Source organism: Streptomyces sp. CNQ085 (assembly GCF_022614595.1).
GTDB lineage: Bacteria > Actinomycetota > Actinomycetes > Streptomycetales > Streptomycetaceae > Streptomyces.
The window spans coordinates 19,049-41,639 of sequence record NZ_JAJFAU010000028.1; the positions used below are offsets into that span (position 1 = coordinate 19,049).

Annotated in this window: 27 protein-coding genes and 2 pseudogenes; 20 read left to right on the forward strand and 9 right to left on the reverse strand. The window is 74.8% G+C overall.

Annotated features, from left to right (window positions below):
• Nucleotides 1–63: 63 nt before the first annotated feature.
• The gene (locus tag LJ221_RS07870; RefSeq protein ID WP_241714930.1) at nt 64–765 is read right to left on the reverse strand and encodes a copper homeostasis protein CutC; all 702 of its coding nucleotides are present in this window, start codon (nt 763–765) and stop codon (nt 64–66) included.
• Between the two features lie 58 nt (nt 766–823).
• On the opposite strand from LJ221_RS07870, the gene LJ221_RS07875 reads away from it, so the two are divergent.
• From LJ221_RS07875 to LJ221_RS07890, 4 genes are all read left to right on the forward strand, one after another.
• Nucleotides 824–1,051, forward strand: coding sequence for a hypothetical protein (locus LJ221_RS07875; RefSeq protein WP_374228402.1), 228 nt, complete (start codon nt 824–826; stop codon nt 1,049–1,051).
• A 205-nt stretch (nt 1,052–1,256) separates the two neighbouring features.
• Nucleotides 1,257–2,423, forward strand: a complete 1,167-nt coding sequence (locus LJ221_RS07880; RefSeq protein ID WP_241714931.1) for a Cmx/CmrA family chloramphenicol efflux MFS transporter — start codon at nt 1,257–1,259, stop codon at nt 2,421–2,423.
• Nucleotides 2,424–2,536: 113 nt separating this feature from the next.
• Complete coding sequence (locus LJ221_RS07885; RefSeq protein ID WP_241714933.1) at nt 2,537–3,337, forward strand: alpha/beta fold hydrolase; 801 nt, start codon at nt 2,537–2,539, stop codon at nt 3,335–3,337.
• Nucleotides 3,334–4,608, forward strand: coding sequence for a PP2C family protein-serine/threonine phosphatase (locus LJ221_RS07890; protein WP_241714935.1), 1,275 nt, complete (start codon nt 3,334–3,336; stop codon nt 4,606–4,608). The genes LJ221_RS07885 and LJ221_RS07890 overlap by 4 nt, the downstream gene beginning before the upstream one ends.
• Here LJ221_RS07890 and LJ221_RS07895 read toward each other — a convergent pair.
• Together LJ221_RS07895 and LJ221_RS07900 are read right to left on the reverse strand one after the other, a co-directional pair.
• Nucleotides 4,595–4,876: a DUF4031 domain-containing protein gene (locus tag LJ221_RS07895; RefSeq protein WP_241714937.1), complete on the reverse strand. Its 282-nt coding sequence runs from the start codon at nt 4,874–4,876 to the stop codon at nt 4,595–4,597. The genes LJ221_RS07890 and LJ221_RS07895 overlap by 14 nt on opposite strands.
• Nucleotides 4,873–5,280, reverse strand: coding sequence for a hypothetical protein (locus LJ221_RS07900; protein ID WP_241714939.1), 408 nt, complete (start codon nt 5,278–5,280; stop codon nt 4,873–4,875). The genes LJ221_RS07895 and LJ221_RS07900 overlap by 4 nt, the downstream gene beginning before the upstream one ends.
• A 91-nt stretch (nt 5,281–5,371) precedes the next feature.
• On the opposite strand from LJ221_RS07900, the gene LJ221_RS07905 reads away from it, so the two are divergent.
• Together LJ221_RS07905 and murQ are read left to right on the forward strand one after the other, a co-directional pair.
• Nucleotides 5,372–6,307 carry a MurR/RpiR family transcriptional regulator gene (locus LJ221_RS07905; protein WP_247719787.1) on the forward strand — a complete coding sequence of 312 codons (936 nt, stop codon included), beginning with the start codon at nt 5,372–5,374 and terminating at the stop codon, nt 6,305–6,307.
• A 132-nt stretch (nt 6,308–6,439) separates the two neighbouring features.
• On the forward strand, nt 6,440–7,462 hold the full coding sequence (murQ, locus tag LJ221_RS07910) for an N-acetylmuramic acid 6-phosphate etherase (RefSeq protein WP_241714943.1): 1,023 nt from the start codon (nt 6,440–6,442) through the stop codon (nt 7,460–7,462).
• Nucleotides 7,463–7,627: 165 nt separating this feature from the next.
• Here the strand turns inward: murQ and LJ221_RS07915 are convergent, their stop codons facing one another.
• Complete coding sequence (locus tag LJ221_RS07915; protein WP_308314738.1) at nt 7,628–8,263, reverse strand: HPP family protein; 636 nt, start codon at nt 8,261–8,263, stop codon at nt 7,628–7,630.
• A 111-nt stretch (nt 8,264–8,374) separates the two neighbouring features.
• Here LJ221_RS07915 and LJ221_RS07920 point away from each other — a divergent pair, with 111 nt between their 5' ends.
• Nucleotides 8,375–8,980 (forward strand): ABATE domain-containing protein, encoded by a 606-nt coding sequence (locus LJ221_RS07920; RefSeq protein ID WP_241714944.1) that lies wholly within the window; start codon nt 8,375–8,377, stop codon nt 8,978–8,980.
• 36 nt (nt 8,981–9,016) lie between these two features.
• On the opposite strand, the gene LJ221_RS07925 is transcribed toward LJ221_RS07920, so the two are convergent.
• Nucleotides 9,017–9,409 carry a hypothetical protein gene (locus LJ221_RS07925; protein WP_241714947.1) on the reverse strand — a complete coding sequence of 131 codons (393 nt, stop codon included), beginning with the start codon at nt 9,407–9,409 and terminating at the stop codon, nt 9,017–9,019.
• A gap of 6 nt (nt 9,410–9,415) precedes the next feature.
• On the opposite strand from LJ221_RS07925, the gene LJ221_RS07930 reads away from it, so the two are divergent.
• Nucleotides 9,416–9,556 carry a hypothetical protein gene (locus LJ221_RS07930; protein WP_241714949.1) on the forward strand — a complete coding sequence of 47 codons (141 nt, stop codon included), beginning with the start codon at nt 9,416–9,418 and terminating at the stop codon, nt 9,554–9,556.
• A 148-nt stretch (nt 9,557–9,704) separates the two neighbouring features.
• On the opposite strand, the gene LJ221_RS23895 is transcribed toward LJ221_RS07930, so the two are convergent.
• The 3 genes and pseudogenes from LJ221_RS23895 to LJ221_RS07935 all read right to left on the reverse strand — a co-directional run bounded on the left by LJ221_RS23895 (nt 9,705) and on the right by LJ221_RS07935 (nt 10,313).
• Nucleotides 9,705–9,878, reverse strand: a complete 174-nt coding sequence (locus tag LJ221_RS23895) for a CGNR zinc finger domain-containing protein (RefSeq protein ID WP_374228404.1) — start codon at nt 9,876–9,878, stop codon at nt 9,705–9,707.
• 62 nt (nt 9,879–9,940) lie between these two features.
• Nucleotides 9,941–10,084: pseudogene (locus LJ221_RS23900) on the reverse strand (ABATE domain-containing protein); the annotation flags it as partial.
• Nucleotides 10,077–10,313 carry a hypothetical protein gene (locus LJ221_RS07935; protein ID WP_241714950.1) on the reverse strand — a complete coding sequence of 79 codons (237 nt, stop codon included), beginning with the start codon at nt 10,311–10,313 and terminating at the stop codon, nt 10,077–10,079. The pseudogene LJ221_RS23900 and the gene LJ221_RS07935, both read right to left, overlap by 8 nt.
• A gap of 255 nt (nt 10,314–10,568) precedes the next feature.
• Between LJ221_RS07935 and LJ221_RS23905 the strand changes: the two are divergent.
• The 8 genes and pseudogenes from LJ221_RS23905 to LJ221_RS07970 all read left to right on the forward strand — a co-directional run.
• Nucleotides 10,569–10,748, forward strand: a pseudogene (locus LJ221_RS23905) (LysR family transcriptional regulator); the annotation flags it as partial.
• Nucleotides 10,749–10,796: 48 nt separating this feature from the next.
• Nucleotides 10,797–11,498: a LysR substrate-binding domain-containing protein gene (locus tag LJ221_RS07940; RefSeq protein WP_241714951.1), complete on the forward strand. Its 702-nt coding sequence runs from the start codon at nt 10,797–10,799 to the stop codon at nt 11,496–11,498.
• Between the two features lie 291 nt (nt 11,499–11,789).
• The gene (locus LJ221_RS07945) at nt 11,790–12,224 is read left to right on the forward strand and encodes a cupin domain-containing protein (protein ID WP_241714952.1); all 435 of its coding nucleotides are present in this window, start codon (nt 11,790–11,792) and stop codon (nt 12,222–12,224) included.
• Nucleotides 12,225–12,353: 129 nt separating this feature from the next.
• Nucleotides 12,354–12,854, forward strand: a complete 501-nt coding sequence (locus tag LJ221_RS07950) for a cobalamin B12-binding domain-containing protein (protein ID WP_241714953.1) — start codon at nt 12,354–12,356, stop codon at nt 12,852–12,854.
• Complete coding sequence (locus LJ221_RS07955) at nt 12,851–14,182, forward strand: methylaspartate mutase (RefSeq protein ID WP_241714954.1); 1,332 nt, start codon at nt 12,851–12,853, stop codon at nt 14,180–14,182. Before LJ221_RS07950 ends, LJ221_RS07955 begins: the two co-directional genes overlap by 4 nt.
• Before the next feature lie 5 nt (nt 14,183–14,187).
• Nucleotides 14,188–16,218 carry an FAD/NAD(P)-binding protein gene (locus LJ221_RS07960; RefSeq protein WP_241714955.1) on the forward strand — a complete coding sequence of 677 codons (2,031 nt, stop codon included), beginning with the start codon at nt 14,188–14,190 and terminating at the stop codon, nt 16,216–16,218.
• A complete protein-coding gene (locus LJ221_RS07965; RefSeq protein WP_241714956.1) occupies nt 16,215–17,906 on the forward strand; it encodes an AMP-binding protein in 1,692 nt (563 codons plus the stop codon). The genes LJ221_RS07960 and LJ221_RS07965 overlap by 4 nt, the downstream gene beginning before the upstream one ends.
• A 130-nt stretch (nt 17,907–18,036) precedes the next feature.
• Entirely contained in the window at nt 18,037–18,768 is a 732-nt protein-coding gene (locus LJ221_RS07970; RefSeq protein WP_241714957.1) for a maleylpyruvate isomerase family mycothiol-dependent enzyme, read from the forward strand.
• Between the two features lie 65 nt (nt 18,769–18,833).
• Here LJ221_RS07970 and LJ221_RS07975 read toward each other — a convergent pair whose 3' ends face one another.
• Nucleotides 18,834–19,424, reverse strand: coding sequence for a CGNR zinc finger domain-containing protein (locus tag LJ221_RS07975; protein ID WP_241714959.1), 591 nt, complete (start codon nt 19,422–19,424; stop codon nt 18,834–18,836).
• A gap of 146 nt (nt 19,425–19,570) precedes the next feature.
• Between LJ221_RS07975 and LJ221_RS07980 the strand changes: the two genes are divergently transcribed.
• The 4 genes from LJ221_RS07980 to LJ221_RS07995 form a co-directional block, all read left to right on the forward strand.
• Nucleotides 19,571–20,035 (forward strand): VOC family protein, encoded by a 465-nt coding sequence (locus tag LJ221_RS07980; RefSeq protein ID WP_241714961.1) that lies wholly within the window; start codon nt 19,571–19,573, stop codon nt 20,033–20,035.
• Nucleotides 20,036–20,143: 108 nt separating this feature from the next.
• Nucleotides 20,144–21,100: a pyridoxamine 5'-phosphate oxidase family protein gene (locus tag LJ221_RS07985; RefSeq protein ID WP_241714963.1), complete on the forward strand. Its 957-nt coding sequence runs from the start codon at nt 20,144–20,146 to the stop codon at nt 21,098–21,100.
• A gap of 108 nt (nt 21,101–21,208) precedes the next feature.
• Complete coding sequence (locus LJ221_RS07990; RefSeq protein ID WP_241714965.1) at nt 21,209–21,418, forward strand: ferredoxin; 210 nt, start codon at nt 21,209–21,211, stop codon at nt 21,416–21,418.
• A partial coding sequence (locus LJ221_RS07995) for an NAD(P)/FAD-dependent oxidoreductase (RefSeq protein ID WP_241714968.1) occupies nt 21,415–22,591 on the forward strand: 1,177 nt, incomplete at its 3' end. The genes LJ221_RS07990 and LJ221_RS07995, both read left to right, overlap by 4 nt.

Consider the following 22,591-nt stretch of genomic DNA (forward strand, 5'->3'; position numbering starts at 1 on the left):
CCCCCCCCCCCCCCCCCCCCCCCCCCCCCCCCCCCCCGCGTACGGGGACCGGGGCCCGTCCGGTCAGCCGTCCAGCGTCTCGCGCCAGGTGCGCACCGCGTCCGGGGAGACCGGGGTGTCCCAGCCGCCGGGGCGGGCCGCGCCGCCGATGTGGAAGGCGGTCACGCCCGCGGCGCGCAGGGCCGGGACGTGGCCGAGACCCAGGCCGCCGCCGGCCATCAGCAGCGGGAGGTAGCCGGGCTCCCCGGCCGCCGTACGGGCCGCCTCGGCGCACAGGACGGCGAGGCCCGCCGTCACGCCGTCCGCCGAGCCCGCGGTGAGGTAGGCGTCCAGACCGGGGTGTCCGTCGAGCCGCTTGCGCAGCCCGGCGCGGTCGGCGCAGTGGTCGATGGCGCGGTGGAAGGTCCAGCGGCAGCCGGGGACGGCGTCGAGGAGCGCGCCGATCGCGGCGAGGTCGGGCTGCCCGGTCTCGTCGAGGAAGCCGAGCACGAACTCCTCCGCGCCCTCCTCGCGCAGGCCGCGCGCCCGCTCACACAGTTCCTCCAGCGCCGCCTCGCCGCCCGCCGCGAATCCGCCCGCCGCGCGCAGCATCACCCGCACCGGCAGACCGGTGGCGCAGCGGACGGCGGCGAAGGTCTCCCGGGCGGGTGTGAGGCCGTCCGCGGCCATGTCGCCGACCAGTTCGAGACGGTCCGCCCCTCCGGTCTGCGCGGCGATCGCGTCCTGGGCGTCGAGGGCGATCACTTCGAGGATTGGTCTAGACATATAGTGGAGCCTGCCACATCGCGGGACACGCCGTGAAGACGGGGCACACAATTGCGCCATGGTCATGCGGAAGACCCGCCATCCGGCCCACGACGGGCTGCGCGAGCGCTGGACCCGGACCCTCCTCGCCCTGCGCCGCCCGGAGGCGGCCCTCCCTGCCGGCACCTCCTCCCCGTACGCCTACGCCGACGACCTCCTGGCGCGCTGGACCGAGCCCCACCGCCGCTACCACACCACCGATCACCTGGTCGCCGTCCTGGACCGGATCGGCCTGCTCTCCGCGTGAGCCGCGCCCGGGCCGGAACGATGTCGCGCGGCACCGGGCGGAGCGGCGGCGCGGGCCGTCCGGCTCCCCGGCCTTCCGGCGAACGGGCCGACGGCAGGGTCTCCGACCAGGAATGTTCTCTCCGGTGATGATGTTGGGCCCGGACGTGCCACCACTCGACACATCATCGTCCGAGGGCGTCCCGCCACGTACGGGGCGCCCCCGTATGCCCCTGGCCGTCCACATCCTGGGTCTGTCCGTGTTCGCGCTCGGCACCTCGGAGTTCATGATCGCCGGGCTGCTCCAGCCGATCGCCCGCGACATGTCGGTCACCATTCCGCAGGCCGGGCTGCTGGTGTCCGCCTTCGCGATCGGCATGGTGGTCGGCGCCCCGGTGCTGGCCGGCGCGACGCTGCGGCTGCCCCGCCGAACCACGCTGGTGTCGCTGCTGGCCGTCTTCGGGGCCGGCCAGGTGGCCGGGGCGCTCGCGCCGACGTACGAGGTGCTGTTCGCCTCGCGGGTGGTGAGCGCGCTGGCGTGCGCCGGGTTCTGGGCGGTGGGCGCCGCCGTGGCCGTGTCGCTGGCCCCGGCGGGCGCGAAGGCGAAGGCGATGGCGGTGATGATCGGCGGGCTGAGCGTCGCCAACGTCCTGGGGGTGCCGGCCGGGGCGCTCCTGGGGCAGCACGCCGGCTGGCGGGCCGCCTTCTGGGCGGTGGCACTCCTGGCGGCGGTCGCGGTGGCCGGGGTACTGACACTGGTGCCGCCCACCCGGCCGCCCACCGGCGCGGACCGCCCCGTACTCCGCCGTGAACTGCGGATCTACCGCGACGGCCAGGTGTGGCTGGCGCTGGTGATCACCGCGCTCAACGCCGCCGCCACCTTCTGTCTCTTCTCCTACCTCTCCCCGCTGCTCACCGACACCGCCGGCCTGGGCGAGGGCTGGGTACCGACCGTGCTGGCGCTGTACGGGGTCGGCGCGCTGATCGGCGCCGCGCTCGGCGGCCGGGTCGGTGACGCGCACCTGTTCGGCGCCATGTACGCCGGCCTGGCCGCCACCACCGCCGTACTGGCGCTGCTGGCGCTCACCGCGCACCTGCCGGCGGCGGCCGTCGGGCTGGCGCTGGGGCTGGGGGTGACCTCGTTCTTCACCGCCCCCGCCGTCAACGCCCGGATGTTCGAGGTGGCGGGCGCCGCCCCCACCCTGGCGGGCGCGACGGCCACCTCGGCGTTCAACATCGGCAACACCCTCGGCCCCTGGATCGGCGGACTGGTGATAACCGCCGGCTGGGGCTACACCGGCGTCTCCTGGGTCAGCGCGCTGCTGGCCGCCGCGGCCGTCGGCGCGACGGTGGCCGCCGCGCGGTGGCACCGGCGTACCGCCGGACCGCTCTGACACGCCCCGTTCGGGGTACCGGACTAACCTCGGTGGCCAGTGCACCCGCGGTCCATCCGCGCCCGGCCCCGCGGCCGCCGGAACGCCGGGTGCGAATGGAAAGGACATGTGAGATGGACGTGCGCAGGAGGAACAACGTCACCGTCACCGGCCGGGAGGACGGACCGGTGGTGATGCTGGCGCACGGGTTCGGCTGCGACCAGAACCTGTGGCGCCTGGTGGCGGCCACGCTGGCGGAGGAGTTCCGGGTGGTGCTCTTCGACCACGTGGGCTCCGGTCGCTCGGACCCCTCCGCCTGGAACGAGGAGCGCTACTCCTCCCTGGAGGGGTACGCGCGGGACGTGCTGGAGATCTGCCACGCCATGGAGCTGCGGGACGTGGTGTTCGTGGGGCACTCGGTCAGCGCCATGATCGGGGTGCTGGCGGTGCTGCGCGAGCCGGAGCGCTTCGCCAAACTGGTGCTGCTCACCCCCTCCCCCTCCTACATCGACGACGGCGAGTACCGGGGCGGGTTCAGCCGGGCCGACATCGACGAACTGCTGGAGTCGCTGGAGAGCAACTACCTGGGCTGGTCATCGGTGATGGCGCCGGTGATCATGGGCAATCCGGACCGGCCCGAGCTGGGCGAGGAGCTGACCGACAGCTTCTGCCGCACCGATCCGCGCATGGCCCGCGTCTTCGCCCGCACCACCTTCCTGTCCGACAACCGCGAGGACCTGGCCGGGGTGGCCGTGCCGACGCTGGTGATCGAGTGCGCCCACGACACCCTGGCCCCGCGCGAGGTGGGCGCGTTCGTCCGGGACGAGATCGCCGGAAGCACCCTGGTCACCCTGGACGCCCACGGGCACTGCCCGCAGCTGAGCGCCCCCGGCCCGACGGCCGAGGCCATCACCTCCTTCGCGAGGGCCCGGTGACCTCCCGCGCGGACCCGGACCCGGAGGACGACCCGGAGGATCTGTACGAGAACGCACCGTGCGGCCAGCTCTCCGCCCTCCCAGGCGGCAGAATCGTCAAGGTCAACGCCACCCTGCTGGAGTGGCTCGGCTACCGCCGCGAGGAGCTGGTCGGCCGCCGCACCTTCTCCGAACTGCTCACCGTCGGCGGCAGGATCTACTACGAGACCCATTTCGCCCCGCTGCTGCGGATGCGGGGTCGCATCGGCGGGATCGCGCTGGAGATGAGGACCGCCGACGGCGGACGGCTGCCGGTGCTGATCGCCGCCACGGTGCGGGAGGGCTCGGGGGGAGAGGGCGCGGGACGGCGGCCGGCTCTGGTGCGCACCTCCGTCTTCGAGGCCCGCGACCGCCGCGCGTACGAGACCGAGCTGCTGCGCGCCCGGCAGGAGGCCGACCGCGAACGCGAACGCGTCCAGCAGCTGGCCACCACCCTCCAGCGCAGCCTGCTCCCGCCCGCCCTGCCCGACATCCCCGGCACCGAACTGGCCGCGCACTACCACACCGCCTCGGCCGACGAGGTCGGCGGCGACTTCTACGACCTCTTCCCCGTCTCCGGCGGGCGCTGGGGGTTCTTCCTCGGCGACGTGTCCGGCAAGGGCGCCGCGGCGGCGGCCGTCACCTCGCTCGCCCGCTACTCCCTGCGCGCCGCGAGCGCCTCCAACCCCGACCCGATCAGGGTGCTGGCCAACCTCAACACCGTCCTGGAGCACGAGAACCACGGCGAGGACCCGCGCTTCTGCACCGTCGTCCACGGTCTGCTCACCCCGGGCGGGCACGGCTGCGAGCTCACCATCGCCGCCGGAGGCCACCCCCCGGCCCTCCTGATGCGCGCCGACGGCACCGCCGGGTACCTGCACACCCCCGGAGGCCAGCTGGTCGGGGTGCTGCCGGACGCCCACTTCACCGCCACCACCGTGCGCCTGGCCCCCGGCGACACCCTGCTGCTGTACACCGACGGGCTGACCGAGGCCCGCACCGTCCACGCCGACGGCCGCCGCCGGGAACGGGAAGGAGGGCGCTACGGCGAGGAGGCCCTGCTCGACTTCGCGGCCGGGCTGGCCCCGGCGAGCGCCGCGGACGCCGTCGCCGCCGTCGGCGCCCTGCTGGATGGGCTGGGCGAGGGTGTGGACGACGACACCGCCGTACTGGCCCTCGGCGTCCCCGCCTCCCGTGAGGAGCCCACCACCGCGGACGGGCCGGAGGTGCCGGAACAGCTCAGCGCACCGTGACCGCCCGGCGCGGAGGCCTGCGCCGCCGCAGGCCCGCCTCCGTCAGCCGCCGCAGCAGCTCCTTGCCGCCCACCTCGACCGCGCCGAGCCCCACCGCCCGCCCGTGGCGGTGGGCGGGTACGTCGTAGTGGTCGCGGTCGAAGGCCCGGCGCGGGCAGCCGAGGACGGCGGCGAACGCGTGCAGCTCCTCGTAGGAGACATCGCTGACCAGGTGCGACCACAGCGTCCCGTGCCCCGGCCACTCGGGCGGGTCGATGTAGACCGTCACCGGGCGCTTCCCAGCTCACCGACGGGCGCCACCGCCGTCGCCGTCCGGCCGCACACCCAGTGCGGGTCCGGGCCGAGCTCGGGTTCGACGTCGAGGGCGTGCTCCTCCTCGCCGCCGCACAGCGGGCAGCCCGGCCAGCGGCCCCGGCGGTCCAGCAGGGCGTCCTGGACGTCCTGGGCGATCAGGCCGGGAACGAAGGGGGCGCCCTCGGGCCACTGCCCGACCCACCAGCGGCGGTGGGAGACCGCCTCCTCGACCAGTGAGACGACCTCGGCCTCGGTGATGCCGCAGGCGGCGAGGTCGGCCAGGACGAACGCCCGGCCGGTGTGGAGGGCCCGTTCGAGGCCGTCGGAGCCGGGTTCTCGGGGATCGGGGCCGGGGGAAGGGGGCTGCTGCTCAGTCATAGCCCCTCCATTGGAGCAGACGGCCGCGAGGGCGGCGGACGTCTTGACGACCCCTTCCGGCGAAAATATCTTCCACTATGTGGCCAAGAACATGAAGGAAAGTTTCGCCGACCCGGTCCGCGACACCGCTCCGGGCCGCCGCCCCGGCCTCCCGGAGCCCGCCGCCCTCGTGGCCAAGGTGCGCACCATGGCCCCCTCGATGACCCGCTCCATGCAGCGCGTCGCCGAGGCCGTCGCCGGTGATCCCGCCGGATGCGCGCGGCTCACCGTCACCGGCCTCGCCGAGCGCACCGGCACCAGCGAGGCCACCGTCGTACGGACCTCGCGGCTGCTGGGCTACCCCGGCTACCGCGATCTGCGGCTGGCGCTGGCCGGGCTCGCCGCGCAGCAGGCATCCGGCGCCTCCCCGTCGGTGACCGCGGACATCGCCGTGGACGATCCCATCGAGGAGGTCATAGCCAAGCTCGCCCACGACGAGCGGCAGACCCTGGCCGACACCGCCGCCGGGCTGGACCCCGGCCAGGTCGAGGCGGCCGCGCACGCCATGGCCACCGCTCGCCGGATCGACCTCTACGGCGTCGGAGCCTCCGCCCTGGTCGCCCAGGACCTGGCGCAGAAGCTGCTGCGGATCGGCCTGGTCGCCCACACCCACGCCGATCCGCACCTGGCCGTCACCGGCGCCGTGCAGCTGCGCGCCGGCGACGTCGCCCTGGCGGTGACCCACTCCGGCCGTACGGTGGACGTGATCGAACCGCTGCGTGCCGCCTTCGACCACGGAGCCACCACCGTGGCCGTCACCGGGCGCCCGGACGGGGAGATAGCCCAGTACGCCGACCACGTGCTGACCACCTCCACGGCGCGCGAGAGCGAACTGCGCCCGGCGGCCATGTCCAGCCGGACCAGCCAGCTGCTGGTCGTGGACTGCCTGTTCATCGGCGTGGCACAGCGCACCTACGAGACCGCCGCCCCCGCCCTGTCGGCCTCCTACGAGGCACTTGCCCACCGCCACTCGCCCCGGCAGCGCTGACCCCGCACCCGCTGCCCGTACCCGGACAGCGCCGCCCGATCCCCGCGCCCGCACCCGCGTCCGGCGCCGGCACCGGTGACCGGCCGGAACCGGCATCCGGAAGAACGGAAGAACGGAAAGAGCCGCACCGTCATGACCTCCTCCCCGACCGCCGCCGGCCACGGACCCGGCGATCCCGGCCGTGATCCCGGCGGCACCCCCCGCGATCCCCGCGTCCCCCAGGACCCGGACGGCGCGTACGGCCGACTGCGCGCCGAGCTGGAAACGCTCACCACCGAGGCGTTCCGCAGCGACCTGTCCGAGATCGACCGGCTCCCCACCCTGGAGATCGCCGGAGTCATGAACGCGGAGGACGCCACCGTGCCCACCGCCGTCGCCTCCCAGCTCCCGCGCATCGCCGCCGCCATCGACGCCGCCGCCGAGCGGATGGCGCGCGGCGGGCGGCTGGTCTACGCGGGGGCGGGGACGGCAGGACGGCTGGGTGTACTGGACGCCAGCGAGTGCCCGCCCACCTTCGACACCGACCCGTCCCAGGTCGTCGGGGTGATCGCGGGCGGCCCGGACGCGCTGGTCAGCGCCGCCGAGGGCGCCGAGGACCGCCCCGACCTCGCCGCGGCCGACCTCGACGACCTGGAGCTGGGCCCCGACGACGTGGTGGTCGGCGTCTCCGCCTCCGGGCGTACCCCGTACACCGTCGGCGCGGTCGAGCACGCGCGGCGGCTCGGGGCGCTGACGGTCGGACTGTCCTGCAACTCCGGCTCGCCGCTGGCGGCGGCGGCCGACCACGGCATCGAGGTCGTCGTGGGCCCGGAGCTGATCACCGGCTCCTCCCGGCTCAAGGCGGGCACGGCCCAGAAGCTGGTCCTCAACATGATCTCGACCATCACCATGATCCGGCTGGGCAAGACGTACGGGAACCTTATGGTCGACGTGCGCGCCTCGAACGAGAAGCTGCGGGCCCGCTCACGCCGCATCGTCTCGCTGGCCACGGGGGCGAGCGACGAGCGGATCGAGTCCGCGCTCGCGGCCACCGGCGGTGAGGTGAAGAACGCCATCCTCACCATCCTGGGCGAGGTGGACGGTCCCACGGCCGAGCGCCTGCTGAGGGAGTCCGGCGGCCGGCTGCGCACGGCCCTGGAGGCGGCACGCGGCTGACGGGCCCCGCCACGCGCGGCGGGGGGCGTACCCCACCCCCCGTCCTTCCGTACCACCCGCGCGGCGGGCACGCACGCGAGGGCCCCGGCGAGCACCGGAAGGGGTGGTGCGCGCCGCGCGCCGGCCCAGCCGCCCGGGGTCTCCCGCGGCGCGGACCGCGTGAGGTCATCTGGTGCGCCCCCGGAGGACAGGGCGCACCGCGGTGCCAAATCTCACATCCTGGACATAGCGAGAGGGGGGGGCCCCCCCCCCCCCCCCCCACCAGTAGGTGGGGTAGCGGGTGGCGGCGCGCAGCCTGCCGGTGGCGACGCCGACGGCGACCAGGAGCGAGGACGCGGCGGCCAGCAGCGGCAGGAAGACCAGCGGGTCGGGCGACTGGGCCACGACGATCACGGCGGTGGCGGCGGCGGGCGAGTGGGGCGTGCGGGCCAGCATCATCACGCCGAGCGCGAGACCGCCCGCGACCCCGGCCCCCCACGCGGAGCTTCCGGCCACCGCCAGGACGGCGAACCCGGTGAGCGCGGAGAGCAGTTGCCCGCCGACGACGCTGCGCGGCTGGGCCAGGGGCAGGGCAGGGGCTCCGAAGACCAGGGCGGAGCTGGCCGCGAGCGGGGGGATCAGCCAGACCTGGTCCAGCCAGGCGCCGATGGCCACCAGCAGGACAAGTCCGGCGACCGAGCCGGCGGTGGCCACGGTGACGGTGAGCGCGGACGGACGGGCCGGCGCCCGGCTGATCAGCCGGGCGGTGGCGGCGGTCGCGGCCGGAGCGGGGGCGGTGCCGACGGACGGTTCTGCTGTCACGAGGACCTCCGAATGATTTTCCATTGGTAATGGATGGATTCGCATGTAATCCATTAGCTCGGGAGTATGGCATTATCGTCAGCGAGGCGACAACCCGGATCGGCGAGAGGGGTGGCGAAGACGGAGAGCGGCGAGAGGCCCCGGCCCCCTCTGAGCGGCGAGCCCCTGGCGCTGGACCTGGTGAACACCACGTTCATCCAGGGCGGGCTGCGCGGCAGCCTGGTGGACGCGCTGGCCGTCCCGGCCGATCTGGACCTCTGGCTGCGGGAGCAGGCGCGGGCGCTCCCCCCGGAGCGGGCCCGGCCGGCGGCGGACCCGGCGACCGCCCTCCACCTGGAGGAGTTCCGGCAGCTGCGCGAGGCGCTGAGGGAACTGAGCCGCGCCTGCGTCGCCCGGGAGCCCTACGGCGAGTGGCCGGTCGCCGTGGTGAACCGGGCCGCGAGGCTCGCCGTGAGCTGGCCCGAGATCGGGGACGGGACGGCGGACGGCCCGGTGGTGCGCTGGGTCGAGTCCGACCCCCTGATGGTCCTGCTCGGCGCGGTGGCCGTGTCCGGCGTGGAGCTGCTGGCGGGTCCGGGACGGCACGACGTGCGCGCCTGCGCGGCCCCGGGCTGCATCCTGTACTTCGTCAAGGCCCACCGGCGCCGGGAGTGGTGCACCCCGGGGTGCGGCAACCGGGTGCGGGTGGCCCGCCACCACAGGCAGCGGCGGGTCTGACCCCCGGCCGGGCGGATCACCCCAGGAAGTCGCGGTTCACTTCAGGGCGTCGGCGTAGACGTAGTCGGCCACCCGGTAGCCCTGCGCCGGCGCGGCGTCGTTGTCCATGCGGAAATGGACACCGGCGTACAGGCGGCTGTCGGCCTTCTCCTGCGAGGCCTGGCTCAGGCTGGTGAAGCCGCGGGTGACGCCGACGGCGTTCGGGGCGTCGGCGGTGTCGGTGAAGGAGACCTGCTCGGTGCCGAAGCAGTCCTGGAGGATGCCCGCCCAGACCGCCGCGATGCCCGAGTGGCCCGAGGAGTAGGGCGGTAAGGACAGCGGGAAGTGCGTGCCGGCCGCGGTGGCCGACAGCGGCTTCCAGTCCGGGCGGCGACGGTCAGGGCGTTGCCGTCGGTGCCGGCGAGCCTGATCGCCGTCTCCGGACGCCACAGGCCCGTGTGGTACTTCGACTCCCGCACCGAGATCGCCGCGTCCGCCAGGCTCATCGACAGCAGGGCGAACAGCCGGGAGGTCTGGTACGAGGCGTCGTGGGGCCGCGGGGTCTGCTGGACGATGATGGCGTGCTCGTACTGCTGACCCACCGGCTTGGAGCCGCGAACCGCTCTTGCGATCGGCCATTCCGATGGGGGTCGCGAAGGTGTCCGCGACGTTCGGCCGACGTTGTCGGCTAATGAATTTTTACCCCTTCATTGCCATTTCCGGCCACGCACGGATCAACTATTCGTCACTTTCCGTCACCGGCGCGCCGCCTCGTCTGGTTCTGGGCCACCCGTGCGCGGTTGCCGCATCCGCTCGAGCACCACGCGCGGCGGGGGTGGTGGCGGTAGAAGAAGGGCACGCATCCCAGGACCCGGCAGCCGCGCGGCAGCGCGCCCCGTTCCCCGGACAGCAGGAGCACCGAGCCGCGGGCGACCGGCGACAGCGCGTGGGTGACGGCGTCCCCGGTGCGCAGGGAGTCCGCACCGGCGCACGGGCGTCCCGCCGGACCAGGACGGGCCAGGACTGACTCATTCCGGAAGCACGGTTGACGTGCGTGATGTCCCATGGACCGGGCGCCTTGCGGTCGACCCGCGCGGCGATCAGGCGCCGGACGGCGTCACGCAGGACGCGCGCGGGCGAGCCGCTGTTCGCAGGCGCGGAGTGCCTCCTCCCGCAGGGGCCCGGGCTCGGGGAACAGCTCCCGGTGGCGTCGCAGCCACGCCTCCGGCCCGGCGGGCGACCCGAGGCCCTCCACGAGGCGTCCCCTGGCCGCGGAGACGGTGGTGGCGAACTCGACGGGCAGTGGCTCGGCCCGCGCTCTTCGACTACCGTCCGTGACAGGTGTTTTTGCCACTGTCATCTCCTAATGGTCTGACCGTGATGCTAGCGTTTCACGTGCTGCGCAGGCACAGACCAACATCGATCACGGGTTCGCTTCACGGAGGCGAGGTATCGGGCCGGGGACAGGGAACGGTCGGCGCGGCGGCCGGTGGGCGGCCGCGGGAACACGGGGACGGCCGCCGGGACGGCCGGCCATCACGCCGACCGGAGCCGGTGCCCTCCCTGCGACCGCGCGGGCCGTCAGAGAGCACCGCCTGGGGGATTTCGCATGGATTTTTCCGCATACCAGCTCAGGACCTTCTGGGAAGTGGCCAGGACCGGCAGCCTCACGAAAACCGCCAAGAATCTCGGATACTCCCAGTCGAGTGTGACAGCCCATGTGAGGTCCCTGGAGAACAGGGTCGGATCGCCGCTCTTCCACCGCCTACCGCACGGCGTTCGTCTCACAGCCGCCGGTGAGACGTTCCGCGTGTATGTCGGGCGTATATTAAGCGTCATGGACGAGATGTCCGTCGCTCTCAAGAACAAGGGCGAGCCGACCGGACGGGTCGTGGTCGGGGCGACCGCCCCCCTCATGGAATACGAACTGCAGGAGATCGTCAGGCAGAGCCGCTACCGGTACCCCCGCGTCAGTCTCTCCCTGAAGGTGATGAGCACCGGCGACGTGGAGGCCGCCGTGGCCTCCGGAAGCGTGGACGTGGGGCTGACCTTCACCCGCGCCGCCGGGGAGGGGAAGGCCGCGGCGGCGGGCGGCGTACTGCGCGAGGCGCTCTTCTCCGTCCCCTTCGTCCCCGTCGGTCCGGTCGGCTCCCTCGCGGGCGATCCCCCCCTGCCGGACCGGGTCCTGGTGGTGGACCCCGACTGCCCCTCCCAGCAGGTCCTGCCGCATTACCTGACGGCGGTGCGGGGAGAGGCACCGGCCCTCATGGAGACCGGTTCCACCCGCGGCGCCCTCGGTCTGGCGGGCGCCGGGCTGGGGGTCGCCATGGTCCCGCGGGCGGCGGCCGACTGTGGTTCGGCGCCGGAGGGCCCGGCGCCGGTCGACTCCCTGCCCGGCACCGTGATGCACGTGCAGGCTCTGCTGCCGGACAGCGGCTGGCTCTCCCCCGCCGTCTCGGCCTTCCTGAGCCTGGCCCGCCGGGCTGGCGGCGCGGCGGCGGACGCGCCCGGCCCGTCCGCCGGTCCGGTCCTGGTCTGATCCGCCCGCCGTCCACCGCGTTCCCACCGCCCGGCGCCCGGAAGGGGCCGGGCGGCCTCTCCTTCCGTGCGTTCCGTCCCCCGGCAAGGCGCCGGCCACTTCCGCTCCGGATGTCTCCCGGATAACGCGCAAAAAGAGATATCGGAAACCTCGATACCGGAAATCGACAGCTCTCCCGATAGAGCCGCACAGCGCAGATAGCCTCGTGTTCGAAGGTTTTCTCCCGGCATGGAAACTCATCTCGGGAGATCCCCGGGAAGTCTCACGCCCCTACCCGAACAAGAGGAAAAGATGTCCGACATCGAATTCATCCCCAATGTCTTCCGCAGCGGTTTCGAACTCACCGACCTCTCATGGGTGCCCTGGAAGGAACCCGGGCGGGCCGGCGTCGAGCACCACGTTCTGTGGGCCCCCGACGAGAAGAAGGGCGAGGACTCCGTCGGCCTGATCCTGCGTTTCCCGCCCGGCGCCCACGGCGACTTCCACGAGCACCTGGGCTACGAGCTGATGCTCGTCCTCGACGGCGTCCTCGACCACAGCGACGGCCCCTCGTACACCAAGGGCGACCTGGTCGTCGAGGCCCCGGGCACCCGGCACCAGATGTCCAGCCGGGAGGGCTGCACCGTGCTGGCCATCCGCACGCGGCCGGCCGCGGCCCGCACCCCGGACCGGCCCATCCGGCCCGTCTCCGACCAGATCTCCGACAAGGTCGCCGCGCAGGCCTGATGAGCCCTGCGGACCGGGGCCCGCACCCCGCCCCGCACCCCGCCCCGGGCCCCGCTCCGGCGCGCCACGCCGCACCCGGCGCACCGCACGTCCACCACGCCACGTCTCACCACGGGAGATACGCACATCATGTCCGCTGCCGCCCCCACGGTGATCACCCCGGAGCCGCTTCCGGGCACCGCCGGCCCCCGCCGGGTGCTGGTATCCAGCGTCTCCTCCGACTCCCACACCTGGAACCTGGTCTTCCTCCAGCTCCTGATCGAGGAGTACGGCCACCGCGTCACCAACATCGGCGCCTGCGTCCCGGACGACCTCCTGATCGCCGAGTGCCGGCGCCACCGCCCCGACATGGTGGTCATCAGCAGCGTCAACGGGCACGGGCACCTCGACGGCCGCCGCCTCATCGCCCGGCTGCGCGCCGAGCCCGACCTGGCCGGCCTGCCCGTGGTCATCGGGGGCAAGCTCGGCACCCGCGGGGCCGAGGGCGGCAGCCACGTCCGGGGCCTGGTCGAGGCGGGCTTCGACGCGGTCTTCGAGGACTCCGTGAGCATCGGCGAGTTCCGCCGCTACCTCGCCGCGCCCGACGCCCGCACCCTGCGCGGACCGGCCCCCGCGGCCCTCGTCCTGTGAGCGCAGCCGTCGGGCGTACCGGCCCCACCGGCTCGTTCGCCGCCGCGGTGACCGCGGCGCACTCGGCCGGTGAGCTGGTGGTCCAGCCGCGCATGGGGTTCCCGACCGTGGAGCAGATGGGTTCCGGCCTCGCCGCCGTCCGCGGCGCCCGCGCCCGCACGGTGGGCACCATCACCCTGGACAGCTACACCCGGGTCGGCGACCACGCCTCCGCCGCGCGGGCCCTGGAGAGGGGCGAGGACCTCAACGGCTTCCCCATCGTCGCCCACGGGGGCCCGGTGACCCGCGAGATGATCACGGCGGCCGGCGCCGGGGACTTCGCGATTCAGGTGCGCCACGGCTCCCCGCTGCCCCTGGGTATCGTCCGCGCACTGATCGACGCCGGCCTCGACGCCACCGAGGGCGGGCCGGTCTCCTACTGCCTGCCCTACAGCCGCACTCCGCTGGCCGAGGCAGTCGAAGCCTGGGCCCGCAGCTGCGAGGTCCTGGCCGAGCGGGTGCCCGGCGCGCACCTGGAGAGCTTCGGCGGCTGCATGCTCGGGCAGCTGTGCCCGCCAAGTCTGCTGGTGGCCCTGTCCGTGCTGGAGGGGATCTTCTTCCGCAGTCACGGCCTGCGCAGCGTCTCGCTCAGCTACGCCCAGCAGACCAGCTTCCCCCAGGACGTGGCGGCGCTGGCCGCGCTGCGCCGGCTGGCCGGGGAGCATCTGGGGGACACCGACTGGCACGTGGTGCTCTACACCTACATGGGCGTCTTCCCCAACACCGTCCCCGGCGCCCTGGCCCTGCTGCGCGAGAGTGCGCGCCTGGCCGCGCTCACCGGCACCGAGCGGCTCATCGTCAAGACGCCGGCCGAGGCGCACCGCATCCCCACCGTCGAGGACAACGTCCATGCCCTGGAGGCGGCCGCGGATGCGGCCCGCACCGCGACCGCGTCCCCGGCCGACCGGCCCGAGGAGGGCGAGGCGGAGCAACTCCTGGGTGAGGCAAGGGACATGGTGGAGGCCGTCCTGGAACTCCACCCCGACATCGACCGCGCGCTCCCGGCCGCGTTCGCCCGCGGTTACCTCGACGTCCCCTACTGCCTGCACGCCGACAACGCCCAGCTCGCCCGCAGCCACATCGACCGGCGCGGCCGGCTGCGGTGGTCGTCGGCCGGCCGCATGCCCGTCCGGGACGTGCCCGGCGGCGCGGCGGCGTCGGTCGGCGCCGAGGAACTGCTCGGGATGCTCTCGCACGTTCGGAACACCTTCGACCGTGCGGCGCTGGACCCCTCGGCGTCGCGCGACCCCCTGCCGGCCGCGGGCCGGACCCGACAGGAAGCGAAGTGAGAACAGTGACCAGACTTTCCAACGACGATCCGCAACCGCTCACCGTCGCGGTGATCGGCACCGGCCCGCGCGGACTGTCCGTGCTGGAGCGTCTCGCCGTCCGGCTGCGGGAGGAGCCCGCACCGCGCCGGAGGCTGCGCGTCTACGCCATCGACGCGGTGGAGGTCGGGGCCGGCCGGGTGTGGCGCACCGACCAGCGGGACTGGTTCACCATGAACACCGTGGTCGGCCAGGTGACCATGTACTCCGGGGAGCCCGACGGCGGCCCCGCCCGGCCCGGCGCGGGCCCCAGCCTGGGCCAGTGGATAGCCGAGCGCGCCCGCACCCACGGCGAGGAGCCCCTCGGGCCCAACGACTACGCCTCCCGGCTGCGCTACGGGCAGTACCTGCGCTCGGTCTACGACACGATCGCCGGGCACCTGCCCGGGGAGGCCGAGCTGATCCCGGTGCACGACCGGATCGTGAGGGTGCGCCCGCGCCCCGGGGGAGGATACGAGCTGGAGCGCGAGGGCGACCCCGCGCCGCTCGGGGTCGACCGGCTCGTCCTGACCACCGGGCACCCCCGCAACGAGCCCGACGGCTTCGAGCGGGAGATGCTCGGCTTCGCCGCCGGCCGCCCCGGCGTCCACTACCTGTGCGGCGATTCCGCCGCCGACCTCGACCTGGACCCGGCCACCATCCCGCCGGGCACGACCGTCGGCGTCCTGGGCATGGGGCTGTCCTTCTACGACGTGATGGTCGCCCTCACCCTCGGCCGCGGCGGCGCCTTCACCACCCTGCCCGACGGCTCCATGCGCTACGAGCCCAGCGGACGCGAGCCGCACATCGTCGCCGGCTCCCGCAGCGGGCTGCCGATCCCGGCGCGCGGAAGGAACCAGAAGGAGCCCCACCACAGCCACCGCGCGCTCTTCCTCACCCCGCACGCCGTCGAGCAGGCCCGCAAGCGGCGCCTGGCGGAGACCGGCAGCCCCCGCCTGGACTTCGACGAGGATGTGCTGCCCCTGCTGCTGCGGGAGCTCGACCACGTCTACTGGACGGCCCATGTCACCGCCCGCGAGGGGAAGGAGGCGGGCGAGAGGTTCGCCGAGCGCCACGTCTCCGTGCTGCTGACCGGCGGCGACCCGGCCGGGCTGCTGCGCGAGGCGGGACTCGGCGAGGTCCCCGCCCTGGACCTGCGGAAACTGGCCCGCCCCTTCGGCGACCGGCACTTTCGCGATCCGCAGGCCTTCCGCGCCGAACTCCTGGACGTCATGCGGTGGGACCTGTCCGAGGCCGACCTGGGCAACGGCGAGGGCCCGCTCAAGGCCGCTCTTGACGTCCTGCGCGACATCCGCAACACGATCCGGGAGGCGGTCGACTACGGGGGGCTGCGCCCCTCCTCCCACCAGGACGCGTTCCTGCGCCGCTTCCTGCCGGTCAACGCCCTGCTGTCGGCCGGGCCTCCCCGGTACCGGGTCCGGCAGCTGGTGGCGCTCATCGAGGCCGGTGTCGTCGAGGTCGCCGGTCCGGCCACCACCTACACCGCCGACGAGGAGGCCGGCGGCTTCCGCGTCGCCTCCCCGCGGGTGCCCGGCTCCGCCCGGATCGCGCGGGTGCTGATCGACGCCCGCATCCCCGTCCCCCACCTGCGCCGTGACACCTCCCCCCTGATCCGGGGGCTGCTGGCCGACGGGCTGCTCTCGGAGTACGTGGTCGAGGACTCCGTCCACGGGGAACGGTTCGAGTCCGGCGGACTGGCCGTCACCCGCGCCCCGTTCCACGTCGTGGACGCCGGCGGGCGGGCCCGCACCGACCTGTACGCGCTGGGCATCCCCACCGAGCACACCCGCTGGTTCACCCAGGTCGGCAGCAGCCGCCCGGGGATGCGCACCCTGTTCCACCGGGACGCCGACGCCATCGCCGCGGACCTGCTCGCCTGCGGCCGGCCGCAAGACCAGCCGCAGGACCGGCCGCAGGACCGGTCGGAGGAGGGGCCCGCCGGACGGGCGCTGGTCGGCGCCGCCTCGGGCGCACCGGCCGAAGGGGGGCGGGCGTGACGTTCAGCGCGCCGGGGCTGCTGTTCAAGCGGGCCCGCGACACCCTCCTGCGGCACCGGGAGGACCTGGATTCCGCCCGCCGGGAGTTCATCTGGCCCCGGCCGGAGACCTTCAACTGGGCACTGGACTGGTTCGACCCGATGGCGCGGGACAACCACCGCCCCGCCCTGCGGGTGGTCGGCGAGGGGGAGGACGCCGAGCTGTCCTTCGCGCGGCTCTCCCGGCGCTCGGACCAGGTGGCCAACTGGCTGCGCGGGCAGGGCGTGCGCCGCGGCGATCCGGTGCTGGTGGTGCTGGACAACCGGCCCGCCCTGTGGGAGACGGTGCTGGCCTCGATCAAGCTCGGCGCGGTGGTGGTGCCCACCTACGTCACGGCCTCGCCGGCCGAACTCGCCGACCGCATCGACCGTGCCGGGATCCGGCACGTGGTGGCGGAGGCCGCCCTGGCCCCCCGGTTCGAGGGCCTGCCCGGGCGGTGGAGCGGGATCGCGGTGGGCGGCGAGCCCGCGGGCTGGACCGGCTACCGGCACTCCCGCTCCGCTCCGGAGGACTTCCGGCCGGATGCCGCGACCCCCGCCGGCGACCCGCTGTTCTGCTACTTCACCTCGGGCACGACCTCCCTGCCGAAGATGGTCGTCCACACCCACCTGAGCTACCCCGTGGGCCATCTCTCGGGCATGTACTGGAACGGCCTGCGGCCCGGCGACATCCACCTCAACATCTCGGCGCCGGGCTGGGCCAAGCACGCCTGGAGCTCCTTCTTCGTCCCCTGGAACGCCGAGGCCCAGATCGTCGCCCTGACGGCCGGGCACAGCGGCCCCGGACGCGTCCTGGAGGTGCTGCGCGGCCGGGGGGTGACCTCGTTCTGCGCGCCGCCCAGCGTGTGGCGCGCGCTCGTGCGGCACGGCGTCGGGCCACGCCCGCCCGCGCTGCGCGAGGCCACCAGCGCCGGGGAGCCGCTGGACCCGGAGGTCTTCCGCACGGTGCGAAATGCCTGGGGCATCGGCGTCCGCGACGGCTACGGCCAGACCGAGACCACCGGGCAGCTGGGCACCCCGCCCGGACGCACCCCGGTGCCCGGCCGCATGGGCTGGCCGATGCCCGGCTACCGGGCCGTCGTCGTCCACCCCGAGACGGGCGACCGGCTGCCCCCGGGGGAGACCGGCGAGCTCTGCGTGGACCTGTCGGACCGGCCCGTCGGTGTGATGGCCGGGTACGCGGGCGACGAGCGGCGCACGGCGGCCGCCTTCGCCGGCGGCCTCTACCACACCGGCGACCTGGTGGTGGAGGCGGAGGACGGGAGCTTCGGCTACGTCAGCCGGGCCGACGACATGTTCAAGTCCTTCGACCACCGCGTCTCCCCGCTGGAGCTGGAACGCGTGCTGCTGTCCCACCCCGCTGTCGCCGACGCGGCCGTCGTACCCCACCCCCATCCGATCGGGCAGTGGGTGGCCAAGGCGTTCGTGGTCCCCGCGGCCCCCCGCGGCGGCGACCGCTCCATGGCGCGGGCCGTCTTCGAACATCTCGACGGGGAGCTGCCCCCGCAGAAGCAGGTGCATCTGATCACCTTCGCCGACCGGCTGCCGCGCACCGCCTCGGGGAAGGTCCGCCGGGCCGAACTGCGCGAGCGCACCGGGACCGCCGACTTCCGGCGGGAGCGTCCCGGCGCGGTGGCCGCGGCGGGGTGAGCCGGGGGCCGTCCGGCGCGCGCCGTCCTTCGGTGCGGGCCGGACGGCCCCCGGCACGCTCGCGCGGTCCGGCCCGGCGGGGCATCCCGGTACGACCTCTCGGCACGAGCCTCAGCACGACGGAGAGAGCATGGACACTTCCACCGCGGCCGGCACCGCCGCCCTCATCGCACGCGTCGCCTCCGCGCAGGAGGGGCTGCGGGCCACTGTGGCCTCGCTCGGCGACGCGGATCTGGCCGCGGCCTCGGCGCTGCCCGGCTGGACCCGCGGCCACGTCTGCGCCCATGTGGCGCGCAACGCCGACGGGCTGCGCAACCTCCTCACCTGGGCGCAGACCGGCGTCCCACGCCCGATGTACGCCGGGGGCGGCGCCCGTGAGGCCGACATCGAGCGGGACGCGCACCGTCCGGCCGCCGCGCACCTGGCGGACCTGGCCCGCTCCGGGGACGGGTTCGTCGATCACGCCCGGCGGCTGGACGGCGGGGCGTGGGCGGCCGAGGTCGTCCTGCGCGACGGCGACCGGATACCGGCCCGCGCGCTGCCGGGGCACCGGCTGCGCGAGGTGCTGATCCACCATGTGGATCTGGCGGCCGGGTACTCCCCGGCCGACTGGCCGGAGGAGGAGGCGCGGTTCCTGCTGGACTCCCTGGCCTCCGCCTGGTCCGGCCGCGAGGACTGCCCGCCCCTGGAACTGCGCGCCCGGGACACCGGGCAGCGGCTCGCCGCGGGGGCCGGCTCCGGCCGCCCGGTGCGGGTGGACGGTCCCGCCCACGCGCTCGCGGCCTGGCTGGCGGGCCGCGGCCGGGGCGACGGGCTGCGCTGCTCCGGCGGCGAGGTCCCCGCACTGCCCGCCTGGATGTGACCGGTCCGGAAGGCCGCGGCGGTCCACGGCGGCCCGCACCGGGCGTCCCCGGTGCGGGCCGCCCGCTACCGGGCCTCGCGGCGGTGGGTGCGCGCGTAGTGGCGTGAGGCCTTGGCGCGGTTGCCGCAGCCGGACATGGAGCACCAGCGGCGGGTGCCGTTCCTGGAGACGTCGTAGAAGTGCAGGACGCACTCGCCGTTGGCGCACGCCCGGACGCGGTCGGGGGCGGTGCCCACCAGGCGCAGGTAGTCGTCGGCGGCCAGCCAGGCGGCCAGCCAGGCCGGGGCGTCGGTCTCGGCCCGTTCGACCGGGCCTTCGGGTCCCAGGCTGCGCAGGACGCGTCCCCGCGCCAGGACGGCGTTGAGCCCCTCCCGGGCGCGTCCGTCGCCGGGGTCGGCGACGACGGCCTGGAGCGCCTCACGGGCCGTCAGGGCGGCCGTCAGGGCGGCCGGTGTGGCGCCGGTCCCCTCCAGCAGGCCGCGGCCTGCCAGCCACACGCCGAATCCGTCGAGGTCCTCCAGCAGATCGTGCCGGATCCCGCCGTCGATCCACCGGGTGTTGAGCAGGTCCAGGCTGAGCGGTTCGCCCAGGAGTGGTCTGGGGTCGGGACCGGGCGCCCCGGACGGAGGACCGGTGTCTCCCGCGTCGTCACCCATACGAGCTCCTTCCGTCGGCTGTTCGCCATCCCACCCTAACCGGCTATCGCCCTGTAGGGAGTTGCACCCTCCGGGACTAACCATTAAAGTTTCGATCAATGGTTAGTCCGGGATGGCCCCGGACGCCGCGCTGGAGGTATTCCGTCATGTCCGCAACCGCCGCCCCCGCCGCCCTGCAGACCGGGCACATCGGTCTGAACGTCACCGACCTGGACCGTTCGCTGGACTTCTACCGCAGGGTCTTCGGGTTCGAGGTCCAGGGAGAGGGCCGCGAGTCCGGCCGCGCCTTCGCCTTCCTCGGCCGCGAGGGCCGTCTGATGGTGACCCTGTGGCAGCAGAGCGAGGGCGCGTTCGCCTCCGGCGTGCCCGGCCTGCACCACCTGTCCTTCCAGGTGGAGACGGTCGAGGAGGTGCGCTCGGCCGAGGAGGTCCTGCGCGGTCTGGGCGCCGGGTTCAAGTACGACGGCGTCGTCCCCCACGGCGAGGGCGCCGCCTCCGGCGGGATCTTCTTCACCGACCCCGACGGCATCCGGCTGGAGATCTACGCCCCGACCGGCGCCGACACCGCCGCGGCCCCCGTCGCCTCCGCTCCCACCTGCGGCTTCTTCTGAGCCGCCACCACACGGCCGGGCCGCCGCCCCTCTCTCCCCGGCCGGCGGCGGCCGCCCGGCCACCCCTCGCCCGCCTTGTCCCACCGCACATCCCGAGGAGCGACCACAGTGAGCGGTCCCTACCACCACGGTGAGCGCGAGGTCCAGCGGCGCGCCGGACTCCGGCGGGAGGCCGAGGTCTCCGGGCGCGCGATCCGCGACACCGTGCCGCCCGTCGCGGCCTCCTTCCTCACCCAGCAGCGCCTGCTGGTCGCCGGGGCCGCCGACGACCGCGGGGACATCTGGGCCACCGTGCTCACCGGCCCCGCGGGGTTCCTTCGCGCCGAGGACGAGCACAGCCTGTCCGTCGCGGCCCGCCCGGCCCCGGCCGACCCCCTGGCGGCCGTCCTGGAGCGTCCCGTCCGCCTGGGGATGCTCGCCATCGAGGCCGCCACCCGGCGGCGGATGCGGATGAACGGCACGGCGCGCCCGCATGGCGGCGGGCTCCTGGTCGACCTCGACCAGGTGGTCGCCAACTGCCCCAAGTACATCCAGAAGCGCACCCCTCCGGCGGCCGACCCCGGCCCGCCGCCGGCGGCCGCACCTTTGTCCCGGGTCCGCGGGAGCGACCGCCTCGACGACGGCCAGCGGCGCTTCCTCGCCGGCGCGGACACCTTCTTCATCGCCACCGCGGACGAGCACGGCCGCGCCGACGCATCCCACCGCGGCGGCAACCCGGGCTTCCTCCAGGCCCCCTCGCCCACCCTCGTCCGCTGGCCCGACTACACGGGCAACGCGATGTTCCTGACCCTGGGGAACCTCCTGGTCAATTCCAGGGCGGGCCTGGTCGTCCCGGACTACGCGACCGGCGCCACCCTCCACCTCACCGGCTCCGCGCGGATCGTCTGGGGCGCCGAGGACGCCGGGAGTCCCGTGCCCACGCCCGCGGACACCGGCCGCGTGGTCGAGTTCACCGTCACCGGCGTCGCCGAGCTCCCCGGCACGCTGCCCGCCGGGTGGAGCCCGCCCGCGCTCTCGCGCTTCAACCCTCCCGTGCCCGCGACCGGGGCGCCGAGCGCCGCCTGACGCCCCGTCCGGCACCCCGTCCGCCCCCGCTTCCCGCCCTTCGTCCGCGTCCCCCGCCGCCACCGCCGGTGCGGCACGGCACGACGCGGCCCCCACCAGGAGTCATCCATGCGCATCCACGTCGACATGAACCGCTGCGAGAGCCACGGCCAGTGCGTCTTCGCCGCCCCCGACCACTTCTCCTTCGACGAGGACGACACCCTCCTCGTCGTCGGGGAGGTCCCCGAGGACGAGGAGGTCCGTGCCGCCGTCCGGGAGGCCGCCGCGTCCTGCCCGGTCCGGGCCGTCTCCCTCCACACCGCCGAGTCCGGCGCGTGAGCGCGCGCCCGGGCCCGCGCCACATCGTGGTGGTCGGCGCCTCCCTGGCGGGCACCGCCACCGCCCGCGCCCTGCGGGAGCGGGGCTACGACGGCCGGGTGACCCTCGTCGGCGACGAGCCCCATCCCCCCTACGACCGGCCCCCGCTGTCCAAGCAACTCCTGGCCGGGGAGAGGGAGATCGGCGACATCGCCCTGCCGTCCACCGACGGCCTGGACATCGAGCTGCGCACCGGCGCCGCCGCCACCGCCCTGCACCCGGCCGAGCGCACGCTCGTCCTCGCCGACGGCGGCCGCCTGGAATGGGACGCCCTCGTGATCGCCACCGGCGCCGCGGCCCGGCCCTGGCCCGCGCCGGTACCCGGTGGCGTCCACACCCTGCGCACCCTCGACGACGCCCGCGCGCTGCGCCGGGAGCTGGCCGCCGAGGACGCCCGGCTGCTCGTCGTCGGCGCCGGGTTCCTCGGCTCCGAGGCCGCCGCCACCGCGGCGGGGCTGGGCGTGCCCGTGACCCTCGTCGAGGCCGGGGAGGCGCCCATGGCGCGCGGCGTCGGGACGGTAGCCGGGGGCTTCGTCGCCCGTCTGCACCGCGAGGCGGGTGTCGACCTGCGCACCGGTACCACGGTCCGGTCCTTCACCGGCGCCGGCCGTGTCACCGGCGCCCGCCTGGAGGACGGCGCCCACGTCCCGGCCACCGTCGTCCTGACGGCCCTGGGCGACGTGCCCAACACGGCCTGGCTGCGCGGCAGCGGCCTGCTCCTGGACGGCGCCGTCGTCTGCGACGAGTACGGCCGCGCCCTCGCCGGGGACGGCACGGCGGTACCGGGCGTCGTCGCCGTCGGCGACGCCTCCCGCCGTCCGCACCCCCTGGCCCGGGGCACGCTCCGCCTGGGGCACTGGAGCGCCGCGGTGGAGCACGCCGCCGTCGCCGCCCGGGTCCTGCTGCACCCGGCCGGGGACGGCGAGCTGCCCGGACTCCCCGCCGCGGTGCCCTCGTTCTGGTCCGACCAGTACGGGGTCCGCTTCCGCTCGCTGGGCCTGCCGCACCTCGCCGACGAGGCGCGGACGGTGGAGTACGACGTGCCCGGCCGGCGTCTGGAGGTCACCTACCACCGGGGCGGCGAGCTGATCGGCGTCCTCACCGCCAACCGCACCCGGCGGCTCGCCGCCCACC

What these genes read in the sequence shown, in the direction of transcription:
- LJ221_RS07870 (WP_241714930.1), bottom strand. Translation starts at nt 765, where the DNA reads ATGTCTAGACCAATCCTCGAAGTGATCGCCCTCGACGCCCAGGACGCG.
- LJ221_RS07875 (WP_374228402.1), top strand. Translation starts at nt 824, where the DNA reads ATGGTCATGCGGAAGACCCGCCATCCGGCCCACGACGGGCTGCGCGAG.
- LJ221_RS07880 (WP_241714931.1), top strand. Translation starts at nt 1,257, where the DNA reads ATGCCCCTGGCCGTCCACATCCTGGGTCTGTCCGTGTTCGCGCTCGGC.
- LJ221_RS07885 (WP_241714933.1), top strand. Translation starts at nt 2,537, where the DNA reads ATGGACGTGCGCAGGAGGAACAACGTCACCGTCACCGGCCGGGAGGAC.
- LJ221_RS07900 (WP_241714939.1), bottom strand. Translation starts at nt 5,280, where the DNA reads ATGACTGAGCAGCAGCCCCCTTCCCCCGGCCCCGATCCCCGAGAACCC.
- LJ221_RS07905 (WP_247719787.1), top strand. Translation starts at nt 5,372, where the DNA reads ATGAAGGAAAGTTTCGCCGACCCGGTCCGCGACACCGCTCCGGGCCGC.
- murQ (WP_241714943.1), top strand. Translation starts at nt 6,440, where the DNA reads ATGACCTCCTCCCCGACCGCCGCCGGCCACGGACCCGGCGATCCCGGC.
- LJ221_RS07940 (WP_241714951.1), top strand. Translation starts at nt 10,797, where the DNA reads ATGGACGAGATGTCCGTCGCTCTCAAGAACAAGGGCGAGCCGACCGGA.
- LJ221_RS07945 (WP_241714952.1), top strand. Translation starts at nt 11,790, where the DNA reads ATGTCCGACATCGAATTCATCCCCAATGTCTTCCGCAGCGGTTTCGAA.
- LJ221_RS07950 (WP_241714953.1), top strand. Translation starts at nt 12,354, where the DNA reads ATGTCCGCTGCCGCCCCCACGGTGATCACCCCGGAGCCGCTTCCGGGC.
- LJ221_RS07970 (WP_241714957.1), top strand. Translation starts at nt 18,037, where the DNA reads ATGGACACTTCCACCGCGGCCGGCACCGCCGCCCTCATCGCACGCGTC.
- LJ221_RS07975 (WP_241714959.1), bottom strand. Translation starts at nt 19,424, where the DNA reads ATGGGTGACGACGCGGGAGACACCGGTCCTCCGTCCGGGGCGCCCGGT.
- LJ221_RS07980 (WP_241714961.1), top strand. Translation starts at nt 19,571, where the DNA reads ATGTCCGCAACCGCCGCCCCCGCCGCCCTGCAGACCGGGCACATCGGT.
- LJ221_RS07990 (WP_241714965.1), top strand. Translation starts at nt 21,209, where the DNA reads ATGCGCATCCACGTCGACATGAACCGCTGCGAGAGCCACGGCCAGTGC.